Source organism: Seohaeicola nanhaiensis, assembly GCF_042654245.1.
GTDB classification, from domain to species: domain Bacteria; phylum Pseudomonadota; class Alphaproteobacteria; order Rhodobacterales; family Rhodobacteraceae; genus Seohaeicola_A; species Seohaeicola_A nanhaiensis.
Window position 1 is genome coordinate 230,439 of record NZ_JBHSGI010000005.1, and the last position, 19,091, is coordinate 249,529.

Sequence of the window (19,091 nt, forward strand, 5' to 3'; positions counted from 1 at the left end):
GGATTCGGGGGGAAATGCCATGAATCGTTCAACATGACAGCGCCAACCCCCTCGGGGTGCAGGCGCGGCGGGCGGGCGACAACGATGAAGCAGGAGCGTGACGGGTTACGGATCACCGCCGTGACCTGCGTCAAGAACGAAGGCCCCTTCCTGCTGGAATGGATCGCCTTCCATCGCCTGATCGGCGTGACCGACTTCCTGTTCTACTCCAACGACTGCACCGATGGCACCGACGCCCTGCTCGACGCGCTGGCCGCGCGCGGCGGCCTCGTCCATCTGCCGAACCCCGCACAGGGGCGCAACTACCAGATGGAGGCGCTGAAGGACGCGCGCCGGCAGACCGTCGTGACGCAGGCCGACTGGGTCTGGATTGCAGATGTCGACGAATTCCTGAACATCCACGCGGGCGATCACAGCCTGCCCGCGCTGATCGCCGCCTGCGGCGATCCGCAGGCGATCTCGATCCCCTTCCAGTTCTTCGCCAACGACGGGGTCGAGACCTTCGAAGACCGCCCGGTCATCGCCCAGTTTGCCCGCAGCCACAACCCCGACATCTGGTGCGGCGAGCTCGCCATCGAGGTCAAGTCGCTGGTCCGGCGCGACTTTCCCCTGCAATATTACGGCGCGCACCGCCCCTTCGTGAAATCCGGCCAGCCCTCGCCGGCATGGACCGATGCCTCGGGCCGCCCGGTGCCCGAAAGCTTTGTCAGCGCCGCCAACCCGCGCCGCCTGCGCCGCTTCCCCGCCCGGGGCGCGCGCGCCTTCGCCACGCTGAACCACTACGCGCTGCGCAGTCTGGACAGCTATCTGGTCAAGACCGACCGGGGCGACGTCAACCGCGAGCACCGCGCCTTCGACGACACCTACTGGCGCGAACGCAACGATGCGGCGCATGTAGACACCAGCATCCGCCGCCACCTCCCCGCTCTCGAAGCGGCCCTCGCCGCGCTGAAGGCCGACCCCGAGGTCGCCGCCCTGCACGCCGCCTGCGTCGCCGCCCACATCGCCCGCCGCGACGCCCTGCTGGCGCGCGACGACATGCGCGCCCTTCAGGCCCGGCTGCGCAACGCCCCCCGCCTGCCGCCGCAGGAGGCCGCCCTGCTGGCCGAGCTGGGCCTCGCCCCATGACGCTGGTGGCGGTCAACCTGGGCCTCCCGAAATCGGGCACCACAACGCTCGCCAAGGCGCTGCGCCTCTCGGGGCTGACCGTCGCCGACCACCGCCTGCGCAAGCGCAACGCCGGCGACCCCGCCCGCGTCGGCGCCTATGTCGCCGAACTGCTCTATCAGGGCTTTTTCGAAACCGGCGACCCGCTGGCGCTGATCCCGCATGTCGAGGCGATCTCGGAGATGAGCATGCTGCACGGCACCCGCTCGATCTGGCCGCAGACCGACCTCGCCCTGATCCGCGCGCTCCGCAGCCACCATCCCGGCGTCCGTTTTCTCGCCACCCGGCGCGACAGCTTCGCCATGTCACAGTCCATGCTCGCCTGGTCCAACCTCGGCACCGACCGCCTGCCCGGCAGCGGCGTGCCCGGCCTGCCGGTCGGCTTCGGCGTAACCACCAAGCAGCGCGAACAGTGGATCGCCGGCCATTACGCGACGCTGGCCGAGGCCTTCGCCGGGCGCGACGACTATCTCGAAGTCGACATCGCCGACCCCGCCGCGCCTCGCCGCATCGCCGCCTTCCTCGGGCGCGACCTGCCCTGGTGGGGCCGGCTCAACGCCAACCCGCTGCAGGCGGACAGCGCATGAGGATCTGGCTGCACATCGGCCCCGAACCGGCCGCCGCCGCGCGGCTCCAGCAGGTGCTGGACGACAAGCGCGCCAACCTTCTGGCAAAGGGCATCCTCTTCCCCCGCAGCGCCGGGGCGCGCAACGACACCCGGCTGTTCATGGCGGTGACCGATCCCGCCCATGTCGACCCGTTGCGCCACGCGCGTGGGCTGGCCGACCCCGACCGTCAGACCGACCTGCGCGCGCGTCTCGCCGCCGACCTCGCCGCCGAGATCGCGCAGCACCAGCCGCATACGCTGATCCTCTCCGCCGCGCAGCTCGGCAGCTCGCTGCACCGCGCCTCCGAGCTCGACCGCCTGCACGCCCTGCTCGCCCCGCTGTCCGAGGATATCCGCATCCTCGCCCATGTGGACAACCCCGCCCGAGCGCTCGCCCGCCACTACGCCGCGCAGATTTTCGAGGGGCGAGCGGCCCCGCTCGACCGCGACCTCGCGCTGGCCAGTGCGCCCGACTGGTGGCAGGCCTGCCTCGCCACGATGCCCGCAATCGCCCCCGACCTTGGCCAGTTCGAGGAAACCCAGGGCGCGCCCTTCTGGCTCGACCACGCCGCGCTGACCGCCTTCTGGGAAGGCCGCTTTGGCACGGGCAACGTCACCCTGCGCCCCTACGACCCGGCGCTTTTCGCCTCAGACACCGTTACCAAGGAACTGCGCGCCGCCTTCGAGATCGCCCCCAGCATCGGCAAGGCCAAGCCCGCCGCTCTGCCCGAGCAACCCTCCGCCGCCTGGGTCGCCCGCGCCCGCCAGCTCAATCTCCTGCTGCTGCGCCTGCTGGAACAGGGCCGGCACATCCCGCGCGCGCTCTGGCGCAGCCTGCTGGCCGAGCTCGCCGTGCCCGGTCCCCCGATCGACCCGGCCACGCTGGACCTCAGCGCGCCGACCTGGGCCGAGGCCGATCCCCTCAACGGCTACCGCGCCTCGCAATACCTGCTCGCCTTCCTCCACCGGATCGACCGCGCGACGAAAGAGGCTACGCGCACCCCCGCGCCCGAAAACCCCGCGCTCCCGCCCCAGGCCGCGCGCCAGCTCGCCGCCCTGCGCCGCTCGCCCTACGCCCCGCACAACCGCCTCGGCACGCTGACCGAGGACACCCCCGCCGCCCCCTATACCCCCGCGCCCCCGCGCGACCTGCCCCAAGGCTCCAGCGGCCGCGTCATCGTCGGCTGCATGAAGAACGAGGCCCCCTACATCCTCGAATGGATCGCCTACCACCGCGCCATCGGCTTTGACGATTTCCTGATCTACAGCAACGGCTGCGAGGACGGCACGTCGGAAATTCTCGACCGCCTGCAACAACTTGGCCTCCTCCAGCACCGCAACAACGACAGCTGGAAGGGCAAATCCCCCCAGCAGCACGCGCTGAACAAGGCGCTGAAGGAACCGGTCGTCCGCAACGCCGAATGGATCGCCCATATCGACGTTGACGAATTCATCAACGTCCGCTGCGGCAACGGCACGCTCGACGATTTCTTCGCCCGCGTCCCCGAGGCCACCAACGTCGCCATGACGTGGCGTCTCTTCGGCCACAACGGCGTGCGCGGCCTCGCCGACGCCTTCGTCATCGACCAGTTCGACACCTGCGCCCCGCGCTACTGCCCCAAGCCGCACACCGTCTGGGGCTTCAAGACCCTGTTCCGCAACATCGGCGCCTATTCGAAACTCAGCTGCCACCGCCCCAACAAGCTGGCCAAGGACCAGCGCGATCGCGTGCGCTGGGTCAACGGTTCGGGCCAGGACATCACCGCCGAGACCGCCGAGCGCGGCTGGCGCAGCTCGACCAAATCCATCGGCTACGACCTGCTGCAACTCAACCACTACGCCGTCCGCAGCGCCGACAGCTTCCTGATCAAGCGCCAGCGCGGCCGCGCCCTGCACGTCGACCGTGCCGTCGGCCTCAACTACTGGATCCGGATGGACTGGTCGGGCGTCCGCGACCTGACGATCAAGCGCAACCTTCCCCGCCTGCGCGCCGAATACGACCGCCTGCTGGCCGACGCCCCCCTGCGCGCGCTCCACGAACAGGGCCTCGCCTGGCACCGCGCCCGCGCCCGCGACCTGCACCAGACCCCCGAATTCCGCGCGCTCTACGACCAGGCCCTGCGGATCACCCTCACCGAAACAGAGCGGGTCGCCTATGCGCTCGCCTTGGACATGGAAAGCTGAAATGCCCAGGCTTCTCCCCGTAACGCCTTGAAGATCGTCGCCGTTCTCACCGTCAGGAACGAGGCCGCCTTCCTGCTGGAATGGCTCGCCCATCACCTCGCCGCCGGCATCGGGCACTTCGTCGTGCTCTCCAACGACTGCGAGGATGGCACCGACGCCATGCTCGACCGCCTCACCGGCACCGGCTGGCTGACCCACATCCGCAACGACGGCCCCTATGCCAAATCCGGCATCCAGTTCACCGGCCTGCGCCTCGCCGACGACTGCGAAGCAGTGCAGACCGCCGACTGGCTGATCGCCCTCGACATCGACGAATTCGTCAACGTCCACGTCGGCGACCATACGCTTCAGGCGCTGATCCAGACGATCCCCGAAGCCACCGCCATCGCCCTCACCTGGCGCCTCTTCGGCAATGCCGACCGCATCCGCTATGAGGACCGCCCCGTCACCGAAACCTTCACCCACGCCGCCCCGGAAATCCTGGCCTGGCCCTGGCGCGCGGCGATGTTCAAGACGCTCTACCGCAACGACGGCACCTACCGTCAGCTTGGCGTCCACCGCCCGCGCGGGCCCCGCAAGGCCCGCCTGGCCGAATCGCGCTGGTTCGACTGCCTCGGCAACGAACTCGACGAAGGCTTCAAGACCCGGCGCATCTTCTCGAACTACGGCCGCCCGCTCTATCGCTTCGCCCAGATCAACCACTACGCCCTCGGCGCGATGGAAAGCTTCATCCTCAAATCTGACCGCGGCCGCGCGGTGCACGCGGACCAGCCCCTTGGCGTCGATTACTGGGTCGAACGCAACTTCAACACCCAGATCGACACCACCATAGCCGCCCTCGCCCCCACCTCCGCCAAGCTGCGCGCCCAGCTGCACGCCGACCCGGTGCTGGGCGAACTCCACAAACAGGCCGTCGCCTGGCGCAAGGAGCGATTCGACCAGCTCATGCTGCGCGAACCGATGCGCGCGCTCTTCGGCCGCCTGCTGATGACCCCGCCCGCCCGCCTGCTTCCGGCCCGTTCCGCAAAGATGCTGATCGACTACGCCAACAGGGCGCGCGAGGAAAATCGGCAAGAAGAGGAACAATGATTGCAATTACATTTGTTTGTGCATGCTTTAGCCACAAAATCGACGATTAATTGGATTTCGCAATAACCCGTGGTTAACTGGCCTCGTTGTGTGGGGCAGTGTTCATGACCGATGTACTGAATGAGATCGACCGCTCTCTGGCGCGTCTCGACGTGGCCGAATGGAAGCGGCGACTCATTGAAATCGGCCGCTCCAGCGGCGGCTACCGCGACCTCGGCCTGCGCCATTTCGCGGTGCTGATCGACCGTGGCCCGACGCTGATCGTCACCTTCGAAACCGTGCAGGGCATCCGCTCGCTCACCGAACCCGCCACGCCGCTCGGCTTCGACCTTGTGAAACGCCACGGCTGGTCGCACCTATGTTTCGTCTCCGATGGCGACACATGGTTCCGCGATCAGGCGATTCACCAGTATTTCGACCGCCTCGCCGATCACGGCTTCTTCGACGAATACGACTCCGTCCTCTTCTACGGCGCCGGGCCCTGCGGCTATGCCGCCGCCGCCTATTCCGTCGCCGCCCCCGGCGCCACCGTCGTCGCGATCCAGCCCCAGGCCACGCTCGACCCGCGCATGGCCGAATGGGATCCGCGCTTTGTCGAGATGCGCCGCATCTCCTTCACCGACCGCTACGGCTATGCGCCCGACATGCTCGACGCTGCCGAACAGGCCTTCGTGCTCTACGACCCGCGCCAGGAATACGACGCCATGCACGCCGCGCTCTTCCAGCGGCCCAACGTCACCCGGCTGCGCCTGCCCTTCCTCGGCGCGGCGCTACAGACCCAGCTGATGGAGATGGGCATCCTCTCCACCCTGCTGCAACAGGCCGGCGACGGCTATCTGACCCCGCAAAGCTTCTACCGCCTCTACCGCGCCCGCCGCGACAACGCCTCCTACCTGCGCGCCCTGATGGGCAAGCTCGACGCCGACGACCGGCCCTATCTCAACACCCTGCTCTGCCGCAACGTGATCCAGCGGATGCACGCGCCCCGTTTCCGCCGCCGCCTCGACATGCTCGAACAGCAGGCCGAGGCTGGCGATTTCGTTCTGCCCTCGACCGCCGCCTGACCTCTTCCGACGGCGCCCCGCCTGTGCTAGCAGCGCGGGCATGAGCGACACCCTCACCATCACCCGCCCCGACGACTGGCACCTGCACCTTCGCGACGGCGCCATGCTGAAGGCCGTCCTGCCCGAGACCGCGCGCCACTTCGCCCGCGCCATCGTGATGCCGAACCTGGTGCCGCCCGTCGTCACCGCCGCCCAGGCCGCCGCCTACCGCGACCGCATCCGCGCCGCCCTGCCCGACGGCGCGGTGTTCGAGCCGCTGATGACGCTCTACCTGACCGAAACCACCGATCCCGCCGATGTCGCCGCCGCCCATGCCTCGGGCCTCGTCAAGGCGGTCAAGCTCTACCCGGCCGGGGCCACCACCAACTCCGCCAGCGGCGTCAAGGACTTCGACAAGGTGCGCGGCGTGCTGGAAAAGATGGCCGAGATCGGCCTCCCCCTCTGCACCCATGGCGAGGTCGTCGATTCCGCCGTCGACATCTTCGACCGCGAGGCAGTCTTCATCGACCGCGTGCTCGAACCGCTGCGCCGCGCCACCCCCGGCCTGCGCGTGGTGATGGAGCATATCACCACCGCCAACGCCGTCGACTATGCCCGCGCGCAGGGGTCGGACCTCGGCGCGACGATCACCACCCACCACCTGATCATCAACCGCAACCACATCCTGGCCGGCGGCATCCGTCCGCATTACTACTGCCTGCCTGTCGCAAAGCGCGAGGAACACCGCCTCGCCCTGCGCGCCGCCGCCACCTCGGGCGACCCGCGCTTCTTCCTCGGCACCGATTCCGCGCCCCACACCGACGCCAACAAGCTCCTGCCCTGCGGCTGCGCCGGCTGTTTCACCGCGACCAACACCATGGCGATCCTCGCCCATGTCTTCGAGGAAGAGGGGGCGCTCGACCGGCTGGAGTCCTTCGCCTCGCGCAATGGCCCGACCTTCTACGGCCTGCCGGTCAACGCCGGCACCCTGACGCTCCGCAAGGGCGCGCCCTACGCCGCCCCGGCGCATATCGAGAGCGGCGACGGCCCCGTGACCGTCTTCGACCCCGGATTCGCCCTCACCTGGCAGGTCGACGACTAAGCCAGATTCACCGGATTGTTTCCGCGGCGTCACGAATCTGAGTCGTGATCGCCGCAGAACGTCATGGAATGCCGCAATCGGCGACTTTCCGCTTGCCTCATGGCGGATCGGCCTGCACCCTCCCTGGACTTTTCACACCGATTTCTACCGACCTCAGCAAGGCAGCCCAGACCATGACCATGATCACCTTCACCGGCCTCACTGTCACCTTCGACAATTCCGACAATGCGGTCTCTGTCGGCCAGACCCAGATTTCCCTGATCGTCGACTCCGCTGCCTCGACCTTCTCCTATTCCATCGCCGACTCCAGCGAGAGCCTGCCCTGGGTCGATATCATCGGCGACCCGATCCAGGTCCAGCTCGACGGGCAGCTGATCGACACCGGCGCCAATTCCAACGTCGAAGTGTCCATCGGCCGCGTCACCTCCCCCGCCGGCACCACCGTCGTTCTCGACCTCTGGCTCGACCGCGGCTCTGACTCCGTCGATTTCTTCTTCGCCCTCGATGGCGCCGACCTGCCCGCGATAACCACCCTTGCCCAGTGGAATGCCTTCGAGGCGTCGATCACCTCGGTCGGCCAGGCCACCGGCGCCTTCGCCCCCGGCCAGAACATCCTCTGGTCCACCTTCAACGGCGCCACCCTCACCGAGGACGACGAATACATCGGCACGCTCGGCCGCGACGTCTTCGACGGCGGCATCGGCGACGACTATTTCGCCTCCTCCCGCGGCAATGACGTCTACCGCGGCGGCGCCGGCGCCGATCAGGTCACCTTCCGCGGCGACCCGAACGGCGTGACCGCCAATCTCGCCACCGGCGTGGCAACCGACGGCTGGGGCCATACCGACAGGCTCATCAGCATCGAGATGCTGCGCGGTTCGATGTTCGACGACACCTTCATCGGCAAGGTCGGCACCCAGATCTTCCGCGGCATCGCCGGCGACGACTTCATCAACGGCGGCAAGGGCTTCGACCAGGTCCGCTATGACCGCGACGCCAATTACGGCGGCACCTCGGGCGTGAGCGTGCACCTCGGCAAGGGCAAGGCCACCGACGGCTTCGGCGACACCGACACCCTGCGCAGCATCGAGAACGCGCGCGGCAGCGATTTCAACGACGTCCTCATCGGCAGCGGCGGACGCAACGTGCTCCAGGGCGAAGACGGCAACGACCGTCTGTCAGGCATCAACGGCAACGATACGCTCGACGGCGGCCGCGGCCGCGACGTCCTGATCGGCGGCGCGGGCGACGACATCCTGACCGGCGGCGCCCAGGCCGACAAGTTCGTCTTCGCCGGCGCCTTCGGAAATGACACCATCACGGACTTCCAGGCCAACATCAAACCCGAGAAGATCAACCTCGCGGGCGTTGAGTCCATCCGCAGCTTCGCCGACCTGCGCAACAACCACCTCTCCAACGTCAATGGCACCGCCGTGATCGACGATGGCATGGGCAACACGATCACGCTCCAGGGGCTGGTCAAGGCCGACCTTTCCGCCGACGATTTCCTGTTCTAGGACCGCCGGCACCCCCATCGCCCGCAGCCCCAAGGGCTGCGGGCTTTTCTTTCGCGCCCGCCTCCTCTATGCCCCGGCAAACCCCCAGCCCGAGGAGCCCGCGCGATGATCCCTTCCGCCTACCCCACCCCCGAAGAAATCGCCCGCCTCTCGGCCCGGATGCTGCTCGAGATCGGCGCCGTGAACTTCCGCCCCGAAGACCCCTTCATCCTCGCCTCCGGCCTGCCCTCGCCCACCTACATCGACTGCCGCAAGCTGATCTCTTACCCGCGCATCCGCTCCACCCTGATGGACTTCCTCACCGTCACCGTGATGCGCAACGCCGGCTTCGAAGCCTTCGACAACATCGCCGGCGGCGAAACCGCGGGCATCCCCTTCGCGGCCCTGGTGGCCGAGCGCATGGGCCTGCCCATGACCTATGTCCGCAAGAAGCCCAAGGGCTACGGCCGCAACGCCCGAATCGAGGGCGTGATGGGCGAAGGCGACCGCGTCCTGCTGGTCGAGGATCTCACCACCGATGGCGGCTCCAAGCTCTCCTTCGTCGACGCGATTCGCGACACCGGCGCCACCTGCGCCCATACCGCGGTGATCTTCTACTACGGCATCTTCCCCGAGACCGTGAAAACCTTGGGCGATCACGGCGTTAACCTGCACCACCTCTGCACCTGGTGGGACGTCCTGGCCGAGGCGCGCCACTCCAACGCCTTCTCCGACGCCACCCTGGCCGAGGTCGAAACCTTCCTGAACGCCCCGCGCCCCTGGCAGGACGCCCGCCGCAAGGATTGACGCGCGAAACGCCGCAGCGGTGAAATCCCGCCGAAAGTCCTGCAAGATGTTGACCGCTGCGCCCCTATGATCGCAAGATGGGGCGTGTCGGGCAGCTCGAACAGGTTTTCCACAAAACATACAATTTGCCCGGACCGGTGCCGGATTGCTAAGAGCACTCCACCACAAGACGAACCGCGCCAAACGCGGACGGGCAGAGGGACACCATGAACGAAATCGCCAAACTGAATCCGATTCGGGCCGAGATCGACTCCGCCGGAACCCTGCCCCATTCGGTCGAGGCCGAGCAGCAGCTGCTTGGCGCCGTTCTCACCAACAACGACGTCTACGACCGCGTCGCCTCGATCATCGGCGCGCAGCACTTCCATGAACCGGTGCACGCCCGCATCTGGGAAATCGCTGCCGCCCGCATCGCCCGCAACCAGCTCGCCTCGCCCGTCACCCTCAAGGCCTTCATGGAGGAGGACGAGGGGCTGAAGGAACTCGGCGGCCCCGCCTATCTCGCCCGCCTCGCCGGCACCGCCATCTCGGCCTTCGCCGTGCGCGACTACGCCCAGATGATCTACGATCTCGCGATCCGCCGCGAACTGATCGCGCTCGGCCGCGACATCTCCGACAAGGCCGCCCGCGTCGATATTGCCAGCGAACCCGCGGCCCAGATCGTCGAAGCCGAACAACAGCTCTACAAGCTCTCCGAACAGGGCAAGTCGGAAACCGGTTTCCAGAGCTTTCTCAAGGCCGTAACCGACGCGGTTAATGTGGCGAACGCCGCCTATCAGCGCGACGGCGGCCTCGCCGGCATCTCCACCGGGCTCGACGACATGGACGCCAAGCTTGGCGGCCTGCACAAGTCCGACCTGCTGATCCTCGCCGGCCGCCCCTCGATGGGCAAGACCTCGCTCGCCACCAACATCGCCTTCAACGTCGCCAAGGCCTACAAGCGCGGCCGCTTCCCCGACGGCACCGAAGGCGCAGTCAGCGGCGGCGTCGTCGGCTTCTACTCGCTCGAAATGAGCGCCGAACAGCTCGCCGGCCGTATCCTCGCCGAAGCCTCCGAGATCTCCTCCCACAAGATCCGCCAGGGCGACATGACCGAGGGCGAATTCCGCCGCTTCGTCGATGCCGCCAAGACGCTCGAGGCCTGCCCGCTCTACATCGACGACACGCCCGCGCTACCGATCTCCCAGCTCGCCGCCCGCGCCCGCCGGCTCAAGCGCACCCACGGGCTCGACGTGCTGATCATCGACTATCTCCAGCTTGTGCGCGGCACCGGTAAGTCCGAGAACCGGGTGAACGAGATCAGCGAGATCACCATGGGCCTCAAGGCCATCGCCAAGGAACTGAACATCCCCGTCATCGCGCTCTCCCAGCTCTCCCGCCAGGTCGAAAGCCGCGAGGACAAGCGCCCCCAGCTCTCCGACCTGCGCGAATCCGGCTCGATCGAACAGGACGCCGACGTGGTGATGTTCGTCTACCGCGGCGAATACTACAAGGAACGCGAAAAGCCCGACGAGAACAACATCGAGGCCACCGCCAAGTGGATCGAGGACATGGAACGCCTGCACGGCAAGGCCGAGGTCATCATCGGCAAGCAGCGCCACGGCCCCATCGGCACCGTCGAACTCTCCTTCGAGGCCCAGTTCACTCGTTTCGGCAACCTGGTGAAACCCTGGCAGCAGAACGGCGAACCCGGCTACTAGGTCCCGATCCAACGCTTTCGTGAATGGACAGCCGCGCGCCCCTCTGGCGCAATGGCGCCCATGCTGCGCGCGCTTGCCCTCTCCCTCGCCCTCGCCGCCCCGCCGCTGGCGGCGCAGGACCGCGTCGAGGTCGACATGGAGCTCGTCCTCGCCGTCGACGTCTCCCGCTCGATGAGCCCCGCCGAGCTCGAAATCCAGCGTCACGGCTACGCCGCCGCCCTCTCCAGCGACGAGGTGAGCGGCGCCATCGCCGGCGGCATGACCGGCCGCATCGCGCTGACGTACATCGAATGGGCCGGCAGCAGCTCGCAGACGGTGATCGTCCCCTGGACCCTGATCGAAACCGCCGACCAGGCCCGCGACGTCGCCGACACCCTCTCGGGCTTCTTCATGGAAGGCATGCGCCGCACCTCGATCTCCGAGGCGCTGGTCTATGCCGCCGACAGCTTCGAGACCAATCGCTTCGACGGCCTGCGCCGGGTCATCGACATCTCGGGCGACGGCCCCAACAACATGGGCCGCCCGGTGCTCCTGGCCCGCGACACGGTGCTGGCGCGCGGCATCACCATCAACGGCCTGCCCCTGATGACCCAGGACCCCTTCTCGGCGCAATGGGGCATCCCCGACCTCGACGCCTATTACACCAACTGCGTCATCGGCGGCCCCGGCGCCTTCGTCATCCCGGTCACCAGCTGGGACCAGTTCGCCGAGGCCGTGCGCCGCAAGCTGGTCCTCGAAATTGCCGGCCGCTCCGGCGAAACCGAACGCCTGATACCCGCCGCCGCCTACGACTGCCTCGTCGGCGAAAAGATCTGGGAAAAGAACCGGCGCTATTACAGCGAACCCTGACGCCCGCCCCGCGCCCCCGGCTTCTCTGGTTCACAAATACCTCGGGGGGCCGCCCGGCACGGGCGGCGGGGGCAGAGCCCCCTCCACCGCTCCCATCCCGCGCGGAATGCCGCCCCGCCCGCGTCCCTTTCCCCCTTGACGCGCCGCGCCCGGATGTCATGAACGGGGCCCATGAGCAGCGGACATCTTACCATCGATCTCGGCGCCATCGCCGCCAACTGGACCGCCCTCGCCGCGCAAAGCGCCGGCGAGACCGCGGCCGTGATCAAGGCCGACGGCTACGGCCTCGGCGCCGGCCGCATCGCCAGGGCGCTGGCCGAGGCCGGCGCGCGCCGCTTCTTCGTGGCGCTGGCCGAGGAAGGTGCCGCCGTGCGCGCGGCCCTCGGCCCCGGGCCGATGATCGGCGTGCTTTCGGGCCACATGGAGGGCGACACCGAGCTGATCCGCGCCCACGACCTGGTGCCGATGCTGAATTCGGTCGACCAGATGCTGCGCCAGGTCGAGGCGCTGCCCAACCGCCCCTTCGGCATCCAGCTCGACACCGGCATGAGCCGGCTCGGCATGGAGCCCGGCGAATGGTCCGCCCTGCGCGATCTCGCCATGTCCCGCAAGCCGGTGCTGCTGATGTCGCACCTCGCCTGCGCGGACGAGCCCGACCATCCGATGAACCCGCGCCAGCTGCACCAGTTCCGCGAAATGACCGCCGGTCTCGACGTACCGCGCTCGCTGGCGGCCACCGGCGGCATCCTGCTGGGGTCGGACTATCACTTCGACCTGACCCGCCCCGGCATCGGCCTCTTCGGCGGCCAGCCCTTCGCCGAGGCCCGCCCCGTCGTGCGCCTCGACATCCCGGTGATTCAGCTGCGCACCATCGCCCCGGGCGAGACGGTGGGTTACGCCAACGCCTGGACCGCCGAGCGCCCCAGCCGCATCGCCACCCTCTCCGCCGGCTATGCCGACGGACTGCTGCGCGCCCTGGGCGGCCGGCTCCGGCTCTATCACGGCGCGATCCCCTGCGCCGCCGTCGGCCGCGTCTCGATGGACCTCATCACGGTCGACGTCACGGACCTGCGCGAGGATCCGGGCTATCTCACCCTGCTCGGCCCCCATCAGGGCGTCGACCGCCTCGCCGCCGCCGCCGGCACCATCGGCTATGAAATCCTGACAAGCCTCGGCGCCCGCTACTCGCGCCGCTACGTGGCATGAGCGGCCTGCTCACGCCGCTGGCGCTGTTGGGCGCGGTGACGCTGCGCCTGATGGCCGCGCTCGGCCGCGTCTCGCTCTTCGCGCTGAACACGCTCGGCCATATCGTCCGCCCGCCCTTCTACCCCAAGGAATTCGCGCTCGCCCTGCTCAACATCGGCTGGCTCTCGCTGCCCGTCGTCGGCCTCACCGCCATCTTCACCGGCGGCGCGCTGGCGCTCCAGATCTACTCCGGCGGCGCCCGTTTCAACGCCGAGGCCGTGGTGCCCCAGATCGTCGCCATCGGCATGGTGCGCGAACTCGGCCCCGTCCTCGTCGGCCTGATGATCGCCGCCCGCGTCACCTCCTCCATCGCCGCCGAGATCGCGACCATGAAGGTGACCGAACAGATCGACGCGCTGGTGACCCTCTCGACCCACCCGATGAAATACCTCGTCGTGCCCCGCGTGCTGGCCGCCCTGCTCACCGTACCGCTGCTGGTGGCCGTGGGCGACATCATCGGCGTCGGCGGCGGCTATTCCGTCGCGGTCAAGAACCTCGGCTTCAATCCCGCGGCCTACCTGCAGAACACCGTCGATTTCCTCGAACTCCGCGACATCGTCTCCAGCCTCGTCAAGGGCGCCGCCTTCGGCATCATCGCCGCGCTGATGGGCTGCTACTACGGCATGGCCTCCGAGCGCGGCGCCCAGGGCGTCGGCCGCGCCACCAAGTCCAGCGTCGAGGCCGCGGCCGTGCTGATCCTGGCCGCCAACTTCCTGCTCACGGGGGTGTTCTTCTCGATATGATCCAGATGGAGAACGTCACCAAGGCCTTCGGGCCAAAGAAGGTGCTGCGCGGGCTGACCCTGAACGTGCCCAAGGGCACCTCGATGGTCATCATCGGCGGCTCGGGCACCGGCAAGTCGGTGGCGCTGAAATGCGTCCTCGGCCTCGTCCACGCCGACAGCGGCACCATCACCGTGGACGGGCAAGACGCCTATACCGCCGCCGACCGCGACGCCTTCCTCGCCCGCTTCGGGATGCTGTTCCAGGGTGGCGCGCTCTTCGATTCGCTCCCGGTCTGGCAGAACGTCGCCTTCCGCCTGCTGCGCGGCGCGCTGAAACGCCCTGCCGCCGAGGCGCGCGAGATCGCCATCGAAAAACTCCGCCGCGTCGGCCTGACCCCCGATGTGGCCGACCTCTTCCCCGCCGAGCTTTCAGGGGGCATGCAGAAACGCGTCGGCCTCGCGCGCGCCATTGCCGCCGACCCCGAGATCATCTTCTTCGACGAACCCACCACCGGCCTCGACCCGATCATGGCCGGCGTCATCAACGACCTAATCCGCGAGATCGTGACCGAGATGGGCGCCACCGCCATGACCATCACCCACGACATGTCCTCGGTCCGCGCCATCGCCGACAACGTCGCCATGCTGCACGACGGCGTGATCAAATGGACCGGCCCCGTCGCCGAAATGGACAATTCCGGCGATCCCTACCTCGACCAGTTCATCCACGGCCGCGCCACCGGCCCGATTGCGGCGGTGCGCTGACGAATTCCTCCGAGGAATTCGTCCGTTTTCCTCGCGAGGAAAACGCCCCCGCCCCCAACCGTCCCGCCAGAGCCAAAAATCCTCGCAGGATTTTTGACGTTTTCCTCGCCGGAAAACGTCCTCGCTTGCACCCGTCCCGCTGCAAGCTTACCTCCTGCAAGCCATGCTCAAACTCGCCAACCTCGCCCTCCTGGTCGTCTTCCCCCTCGCCTGGTTCGCGCCGCTGCTGCGCGCGGGGATCGACCTGCCGCTCTTCGGCACCGAGGAGATCTCGGTCATCTCCGGCCTGCAATCCCTCTGGGAAACCGATGTGGCGCTCGCGCTCCTCGTCACCTTCCTCGCCGTCTTCGCCCCCTACATGAAGACCATCGGCCTCGCCCTCATCCACTTCGGCCAGCTCCGCCGCCGCGTCCTGCCGGTGCTCGAAATCCTCGGCAAGCTCGCGATGGCCGATGTCTTCCTGATCGCGCTCTACGTGGTGATCGCCAAGGGCATCGGCCTCGCCCGGATCGAGGTCGCCTGGGGCCTCTACCTCTTCTCCGCCGCCGTGCTCGCCTCCATCGCGATTAGCCATTTGACCGCCAAACGCTAAACGGTCACAAACGCGCATGGCCAAAACCACGACCTTCACCTGTACCGCCTGCGGCGCGTCCTTTCCCAAATGGTCGGGCCGCTGCGACGCCTGCGGCGCATGGAACACCATCACCGAAGAGGCGCCGCTCTCCGCCGGCCCCGCCGCCAGCTCGCTTGGCGCGCGCAAGGGGCGCACCGTCGGGCTGACCACGCTCGCCGCGCAGGAAAGCCCGCCGCCGCGCACGCAGTCCGGCCTCGGCGAACTCGACCGCGTCCTGGGCGGCGGCCTCGTCGCCGCCTCGGCCATCCTCGTCGGCGGCGACCCCGGCATCGGCAAATCCACCCTGCTGTTGCAAGCCGCCGCAAGATTCGCCGCCAACGGCCTGAAAACGCTCTATGTCTCGGGCGAAGAGGCTTCTGCCCAGGTGCGGATGCGCGCCCACAGGCTGGGCCTCGCCGAGGCGCCGGTGATGCTGGCGGCCGAAACCAATCTGCGCGACATCCTCACCACGCTCGACGCCGAACGTCCCGGGCTGGTGATCGTCGACTCGATCCAGACCATGTGGTCCGACAATGTCGATAGCGCCCCCGGCTCCGTCTCCCAGGTCCGCGCCGCCGCGCATGAGCTCACCACCTTCGCCAAGCGGCGCGGCTGTTCGGTTGTCCTCGTCGGCCATGTCACCAAGGACGGCCAGATCGCCGGCCCCCGCGTGATCGAACACATGGTCGACACCGTGCTCTACTTCGAGGGCGAGCGCGGCCACCAGTTCCGCATCCTGCGCGCCGTCAAGAACCGCTTCGGCCCCGCCGACGAGATCGGCGTCTTCGAGATGACGGGCAGCGGCCTCGCCGAGGTCACCAACCCCTCCGCCCTCTTCCTCTCCGAACGCGGCGCGCCCAGCCCCGGCAGCGTCGTTTTCGCCGGCATCGAGGGCACCCGCCCCCTGCTGGTCGAGGTGCAGGCGCTGGTCGCCCCCTCGCCCCACGCCCAGGCCCGGCGCACCGTGGTCGGCTGGGACGGCGGCCGCCTTGCCATGATTCTTGCCGTGCTCGAGGCCCGCTGCGCCATCCCCTTCGCCGGTCTCGACGTCTATCTCAACATCGCCGGCGGCCTGAAGATCTCCGAACCTGCCGCCGACCTCGCCGTCGCCGCTGCGCTGCTTTCCGCCCGCGAGGACACGCCGCTGCCCGCCGATACGGTCGTCTTCGGCGAAATCAGCCTCTCGGGCGCCCTGCGTCCGGCCTCCCAGACCGAAAACCGGTTGAAAGAGGCTCAGAAACTTGGTTTTAGCTCGGCCATCCTGCCGTCAGGTGGCAAAACCGGCACAGAGTCCGGTCTGTCCCTGACGCGGGCCACAGATTTGACAGGATTTGTTGGCGAAGTCTTCGGCGCGGGATAGACTGCGCCAAAAATCGAAACCAGAGGCAGGCAGATACATATGGAAGGTTTCACCATAATCGACGGCGTCGTCGCGCTCGTGATCGTCATCTCGGCGCTGCTGGCCTATTCCCGGGGCCTGGTGCGCGAGTCGATGGCGATTGCCGGCTGGATCGCCGCCGCCGTGGTCGGCTATCTCTTCGCCCCCAAGGTCGAACCCCTGATCAAGGAACTGCCGCTGGTCAGCGAATTCATCGCCGACAACTGCCAGCTCAGCATTCTCGGCGCCTTCTTCGTCGTCTTCACCGCGGCGCTGATCGTTGCCTCCTTCTTCACCCCTCTGTTCTCAACGCTGGTGCGCCGCTCGGCGCTCGGTGGCATCGACCAGGGCCTCGGCTTCCTCTTCGGCGTCGTGCGCGGCGTGCTGCTCGTGGCCGTCGCCTTCTTCGTTTACGACAATGTGATCACCAGCCAGACCTATTCGATCGTCGACGAAAGCCGCTCGGCCCAGGTCTTCGAGCAGTTCACCACCAAGATCGAACAGCGCAATCCGGAACAGGCGCTCGGCTGGCTCAAGCTGCAATATGAAGGCCTTGTCGGGCAGTGCAGCCAGTAATGCTGCCGCCTCATCGGGCAAGGACCGCGCACAACCTGTGCGGTCCGGACATAGCGGTCATGAATATGTGATCCTTTGATGACACTGGCGACCCAAGCGCTTATGTGAGGGTCAAGACCCGCACTGGATTCGGAGCTGCCCCCTTGTCCCAGCCGCAAATGCCCCCCGCGCATCCCTTCGACGACGACAAACTCAAGGAGGAATGCGGGATTTTCGGCATTGTCGGCGTCAGTGACGCCGCCAATTTCGTCGCCCTCGGCCTGCACGCGCTCCAGCATCGCGGGCAGGAGGCCGGCGGCATCGTCGTGCACCACCCCGAACATGGCTTCAATTCCGCCCGCCGCTTCGGCTACGTCCGCGACAACTTCACCTCGCAATCGGTGATGGAAACCCTGCCGGGCCCCATCGCCATCGGCCACGTGCGCTATTCCACCGCCGGCTCCAAGGGCTCGACCGCCATCCGCGACGTCCAGCCCTTCTTCGGCGAACTCTCGATGGGCGGCGTCGCGCTGGCCCATAACGGCAATATCACCAACGCCAACGCCCTCCGGCGCGAGCTGATCGAGCGCGGCTCGATCTTCCAAAGCTCGTCTGACAGCGAATGCATCATCCACCTGATGGCGCGCTCCATGGGCCGCTCGATCCCCGACCGCATGGAAGAGGCGCTGCGCAAGGTCGAAGGCGCCTTCTCCGTCGTGGCCATGACCCGCACCAAGCTGATCGGCGTGCGCGACCCGCTGGGCGTGCGCCCGCTTGTGCTGGGCAAGCTGGGCGATGGCTGGGCGCTGGCCTCGGAAACCTGCGCGCTCGACATCATCGGCGCCGAATTTGAACGCGAGATCGCCCCGGGCGAGATGGTCGTCATCTCCGAAAAGGAGGGCGTCGCCAGCCACTTCCCCTTCCGCCCGCAGAAACCCCGCTTCTGCATCTTCGAACACGTCTATTTCTCGCGCCCCGATTCGATCATCGGCGGCCGCTCGGTCTATGAAACCCGCCGCCAGATCGGCGTCGAACTCGCCCGCGAGGCCCCGGTCGAGGCCGACCTCGTCTGCCCCGTCCCCGATTCCGGCACCCCCGCCGCCATCGGCTTTGCTCATGAATCCGGAATTCCCTACGGCATGGGCATCGTGCGCAACCAATACGTCGGCCGCACCTTCATCGAGCCGACCGAGCAGATCCGCAACATGGGCGTGCGCCTGAAACTCAACGTCAACCGCGCGCTCATCAAGGGCAAGCGGGTGATCCTGGTCGACGACTCGGTGGTGCGCGGCACCACCTCCCGCAAGATCAAGGAGATGATCCTCGACGCCGGGGCGGCCGAAGTCCACTTCCGCATCGCCTCCCCGCCCACCGCCTGGCCCTGCTTCTACGGCGTCGACACGCCCCAGCGCGAGAAACTGCTCGCCGCCACCATGTCCGAGGACGAGATGCGCGAACATCTCGGCGTCGACAGCCTCAAGTTCATCTCGCTGAACGGCCTCTACCGCGCCGCGGGCGAGGCATCGGGCCGCAACGACGCCCACCCGCAATATTGCGATGCCTGCTTCTCCGGCGAATACCCGGTCCGCCCCGCCGACATGATCGATCAGGGCTTCCAGATGAAGGCCGCCGAATAGGGTCCGCGCGGGCGCTTGACCGCGCCCGCGTCGCTGCGCCGCAGCCTCCTGCGCTGCGCTCCGCCGATGCCGCCACGGCAGCCCGGCAAGCCGCCGCCGCTTTCCTCGCACCGCCCCCTTCCCCCTTTCC

General features: G+C 67.8%; 17 protein-coding genes. All 17 read left to right on the forward strand.

The genetic code is table 11. The features are described from left to right. Positions 1-84 precede the first annotated feature (84 nt). The 17 genes from ACFO5X_RS08475 (at position 85) to purF (ending at position 18,961) form a co-directional block, all read left to right on the forward strand. Entirely contained in the window at positions 85-1,128 is a 1,044-nt protein-coding gene (locus ACFO5X_RS08475; RefSeq protein ID WP_380716891.1) for a glycosyltransferase family 2 protein, read from the forward strand. Further along, on the forward strand, positions 1,125-1,754 hold the full coding sequence (locus ACFO5X_RS08480; protein WP_380716893.1) for a hypothetical protein: 630 nt from the start codon (positions 1,125-1,127) through the stop codon (positions 1,752-1,754). The genes ACFO5X_RS08475 and ACFO5X_RS08480 overlap by 4 nt, the downstream gene beginning before the upstream one ends. After that, positions 1,751-3,958 carry a glycosyltransferase family 2 protein gene (locus ACFO5X_RS08485; RefSeq protein WP_380716895.1) on the forward strand — a complete coding sequence of 736 codons (2,208 nt, stop codon included), beginning with the start codon at positions 1,751-1,753 and terminating at the stop codon, positions 3,956-3,958. The genes ACFO5X_RS08480 and ACFO5X_RS08485 overlap by 4 nt, the downstream gene beginning before the upstream one ends. A gap of 27 nt (positions 3,959-3,985) precedes the next feature. After that, complete coding sequence (locus tag ACFO5X_RS08490) at positions 3,986-5,047, forward strand: glycosyltransferase family 2 protein (RefSeq protein ID WP_380716897.1); 1,062 nt, start codon at positions 3,986-3,988, stop codon at positions 5,045-5,047. Between the two features lie 104 nt (positions 5,048-5,151). Beyond that, on the forward strand, positions 5,152-6,111 hold the full coding sequence (locus ACFO5X_RS08495) for a phosphoadenosine phosphosulfate reductase (protein WP_380716898.1): 960 nt from the start codon (positions 5,152-5,154) through the stop codon (positions 6,109-6,111). A 40-nt stretch (positions 6,112-6,151) separates the two neighbouring features. After that, complete coding sequence (gene pyrC, locus ACFO5X_RS08500; protein WP_380716899.1) at positions 6,152-7,192, forward strand: dihydroorotase; 1,041 nt, start codon at positions 6,152-6,154, stop codon at positions 7,190-7,192. A 173-nt stretch (positions 7,193-7,365) separates the two neighbouring features. Next, complete coding sequence (locus tag ACFO5X_RS08505; RefSeq protein WP_380716900.1) at positions 7,366-8,709, forward strand: calcium-binding protein; 1,344 nt, start codon at positions 7,366-7,368, stop codon at positions 8,707-8,709. Positions 8,710-8,814: 105 nt separating this feature from the next. Further along, a complete protein-coding gene (locus ACFO5X_RS08510) occupies positions 8,815-9,495 on the forward strand; it encodes an orotate phosphoribosyltransferase (protein WP_380716901.1) in 681 nt (226 codons plus the stop codon). A 206-nt stretch (positions 9,496-9,701) separates the two neighbouring features. Further along, positions 9,702-11,195 (forward strand): replicative DNA helicase, encoded by a 1,494-nt coding sequence (locus tag ACFO5X_RS08515; RefSeq protein WP_380716902.1) that lies wholly within the window; start codon positions 9,702-9,704, stop codon positions 11,193-11,195. 60 nt (positions 11,196-11,255) lie between these two features. Then, positions 11,256-12,044, forward strand: coding sequence for a DUF1194 domain-containing protein (locus ACFO5X_RS08520; protein ID WP_380716904.1), 789 nt, complete (start codon positions 11,256-11,258; stop codon positions 12,042-12,044). A 171-nt stretch (positions 12,045-12,215) separates the two neighbouring features. Continuing rightward, positions 12,216-13,250, forward strand: coding sequence for an alanine racemase (alr, locus tag ACFO5X_RS08525; protein ID WP_380716905.1), 1,035 nt, complete (start codon positions 12,216-12,218; stop codon positions 13,248-13,250). Beyond that, entirely contained in the window at positions 13,247-14,032 is a 786-nt protein-coding gene (locus tag ACFO5X_RS08530; protein ID WP_380716906.1) for an MlaE family ABC transporter permease, read from the forward strand. The genes alr and ACFO5X_RS08530 overlap by 4 nt, the downstream gene beginning before the upstream one ends. Continuing rightward, positions 14,029-14,778: an ABC transporter ATP-binding protein gene (locus tag ACFO5X_RS08535; protein WP_380716907.1), complete on the forward strand. Its 750-nt coding sequence runs from the start codon at positions 14,029-14,031 to the stop codon at positions 14,776-14,778. Before ACFO5X_RS08530 ends, ACFO5X_RS08535 begins: the two co-directional genes overlap by 4 nt. A 163-nt stretch (positions 14,779-14,941) precedes the next feature. Next, positions 14,942-15,370 (forward strand): paraquat-inducible protein A, encoded by a 429-nt coding sequence (locus ACFO5X_RS08540; protein ID WP_380716908.1) that lies wholly within the window; start codon positions 14,942-14,944, stop codon positions 15,368-15,370. A gap of 16 nt (positions 15,371-15,386) precedes the next feature. After that, entirely contained in the window at positions 15,387-16,751 is a 1,365-nt protein-coding gene (gene radA, locus ACFO5X_RS08545) for a DNA repair protein RadA (protein WP_380716909.1), read from the forward strand. 39 nt (positions 16,752-16,790) lie between these two features. Then, complete coding sequence (locus ACFO5X_RS08550) at positions 16,791-17,345, forward strand: CvpA family protein (protein WP_380716911.1); 555 nt, start codon at positions 16,791-16,793, stop codon at positions 17,343-17,345. A gap of 158 nt (positions 17,346-17,503) precedes the next feature. Then, entirely contained in the window at positions 17,504-18,961 is a 1,458-nt protein-coding gene (purF, locus tag ACFO5X_RS08555; protein WP_380717297.1) for an amidophosphoribosyltransferase, read from the forward strand. The last annotated feature ends 130 nt before the right edge of the window (positions 18,962-19,091 follow it).

Coding starts and splice junctions, on each gene's coding strand:
- pyrC (WP_380716899.1), top strand. CDS start 6,152: ATGAGCGACACCCTCACCATCACCCGCCCCGACGACTGGCACCTGCAC.
- ACFO5X_RS08480 (WP_380716893.1), top strand. CDS start 1,125: ATGACGCTGGTGGCGGTCAACCTGGGCCTCCCGAAATCGGGCACCACA.
- ACFO5X_RS08485 (WP_380716895.1), top strand. CDS start 1,751: ATGAGGATCTGGCTGCACATCGGCCCCGAACCGGCCGCCGCCGCGCGG.
- ACFO5X_RS08495 (WP_380716898.1), top strand. CDS start 5,152: ATGACCGATGTACTGAATGAGATCGACCGCTCTCTGGCGCGTCTCGAC.
- alr (WP_380716905.1), top strand. CDS start 12,216: ATGAGCAGCGGACATCTTACCATCGATCTCGGCGCCATCGCCGCCAAC.
- ACFO5X_RS08550 (WP_380716911.1), top strand. CDS start 16,791: ATGGAAGGTTTCACCATAATCGACGGCGTCGTCGCGCTCGTGATCGTC.
- ACFO5X_RS08530 (WP_380716906.1), top strand. CDS start 13,247: ATGAGCGGCCTGCTCACGCCGCTGGCGCTGTTGGGCGCGGTGACGCTG.
- ACFO5X_RS08515 (WP_380716902.1), top strand. CDS start 9,702: ATGAACGAAATCGCCAAACTGAATCCGATTCGGGCCGAGATCGACTCC.
- ACFO5X_RS08505 (WP_380716900.1), top strand. CDS start 7,366: ATGACCATGATCACCTTCACCGGCCTCACTGTCACCTTCGACAATTCC.
- ACFO5X_RS08540 (WP_380716908.1), top strand. CDS start 14,942: ATGCTCAAACTCGCCAACCTCGCCCTCCTGGTCGTCTTCCCCCTCGCC.
- radA (WP_380716909.1), top strand. CDS start 15,387: ATGGCCAAAACCACGACCTTCACCTGTACCGCCTGCGGCGCGTCCTTT.
- ACFO5X_RS08520 (WP_380716904.1), top strand. CDS start 11,256: ATGCTGCGCGCGCTTGCCCTCTCCCTCGCCCTCGCCGCCCCGCCGCTG.
- ACFO5X_RS08535 (WP_380716907.1), top strand. CDS start 14,029: ATGATCCAGATGGAGAACGTCACCAAGGCCTTCGGGCCAAAGAAGGTG.
- ACFO5X_RS08475 (WP_380716891.1), top strand. CDS start 85: ATGAAGCAGGAGCGTGACGGGTTACGGATCACCGCCGTGACCTGCGTC.
- purF (WP_380717297.1), top strand. CDS start 17,504: ATGCCCCCCGCGCATCCCTTCGACGACGACAAACTCAAGGAGGAATGC.
- ACFO5X_RS08510 (WP_380716901.1), top strand. CDS start 8,815: ATGATCCCTTCCGCCTACCCCACCCCCGAAGAAATCGCCCGCCTCTCG.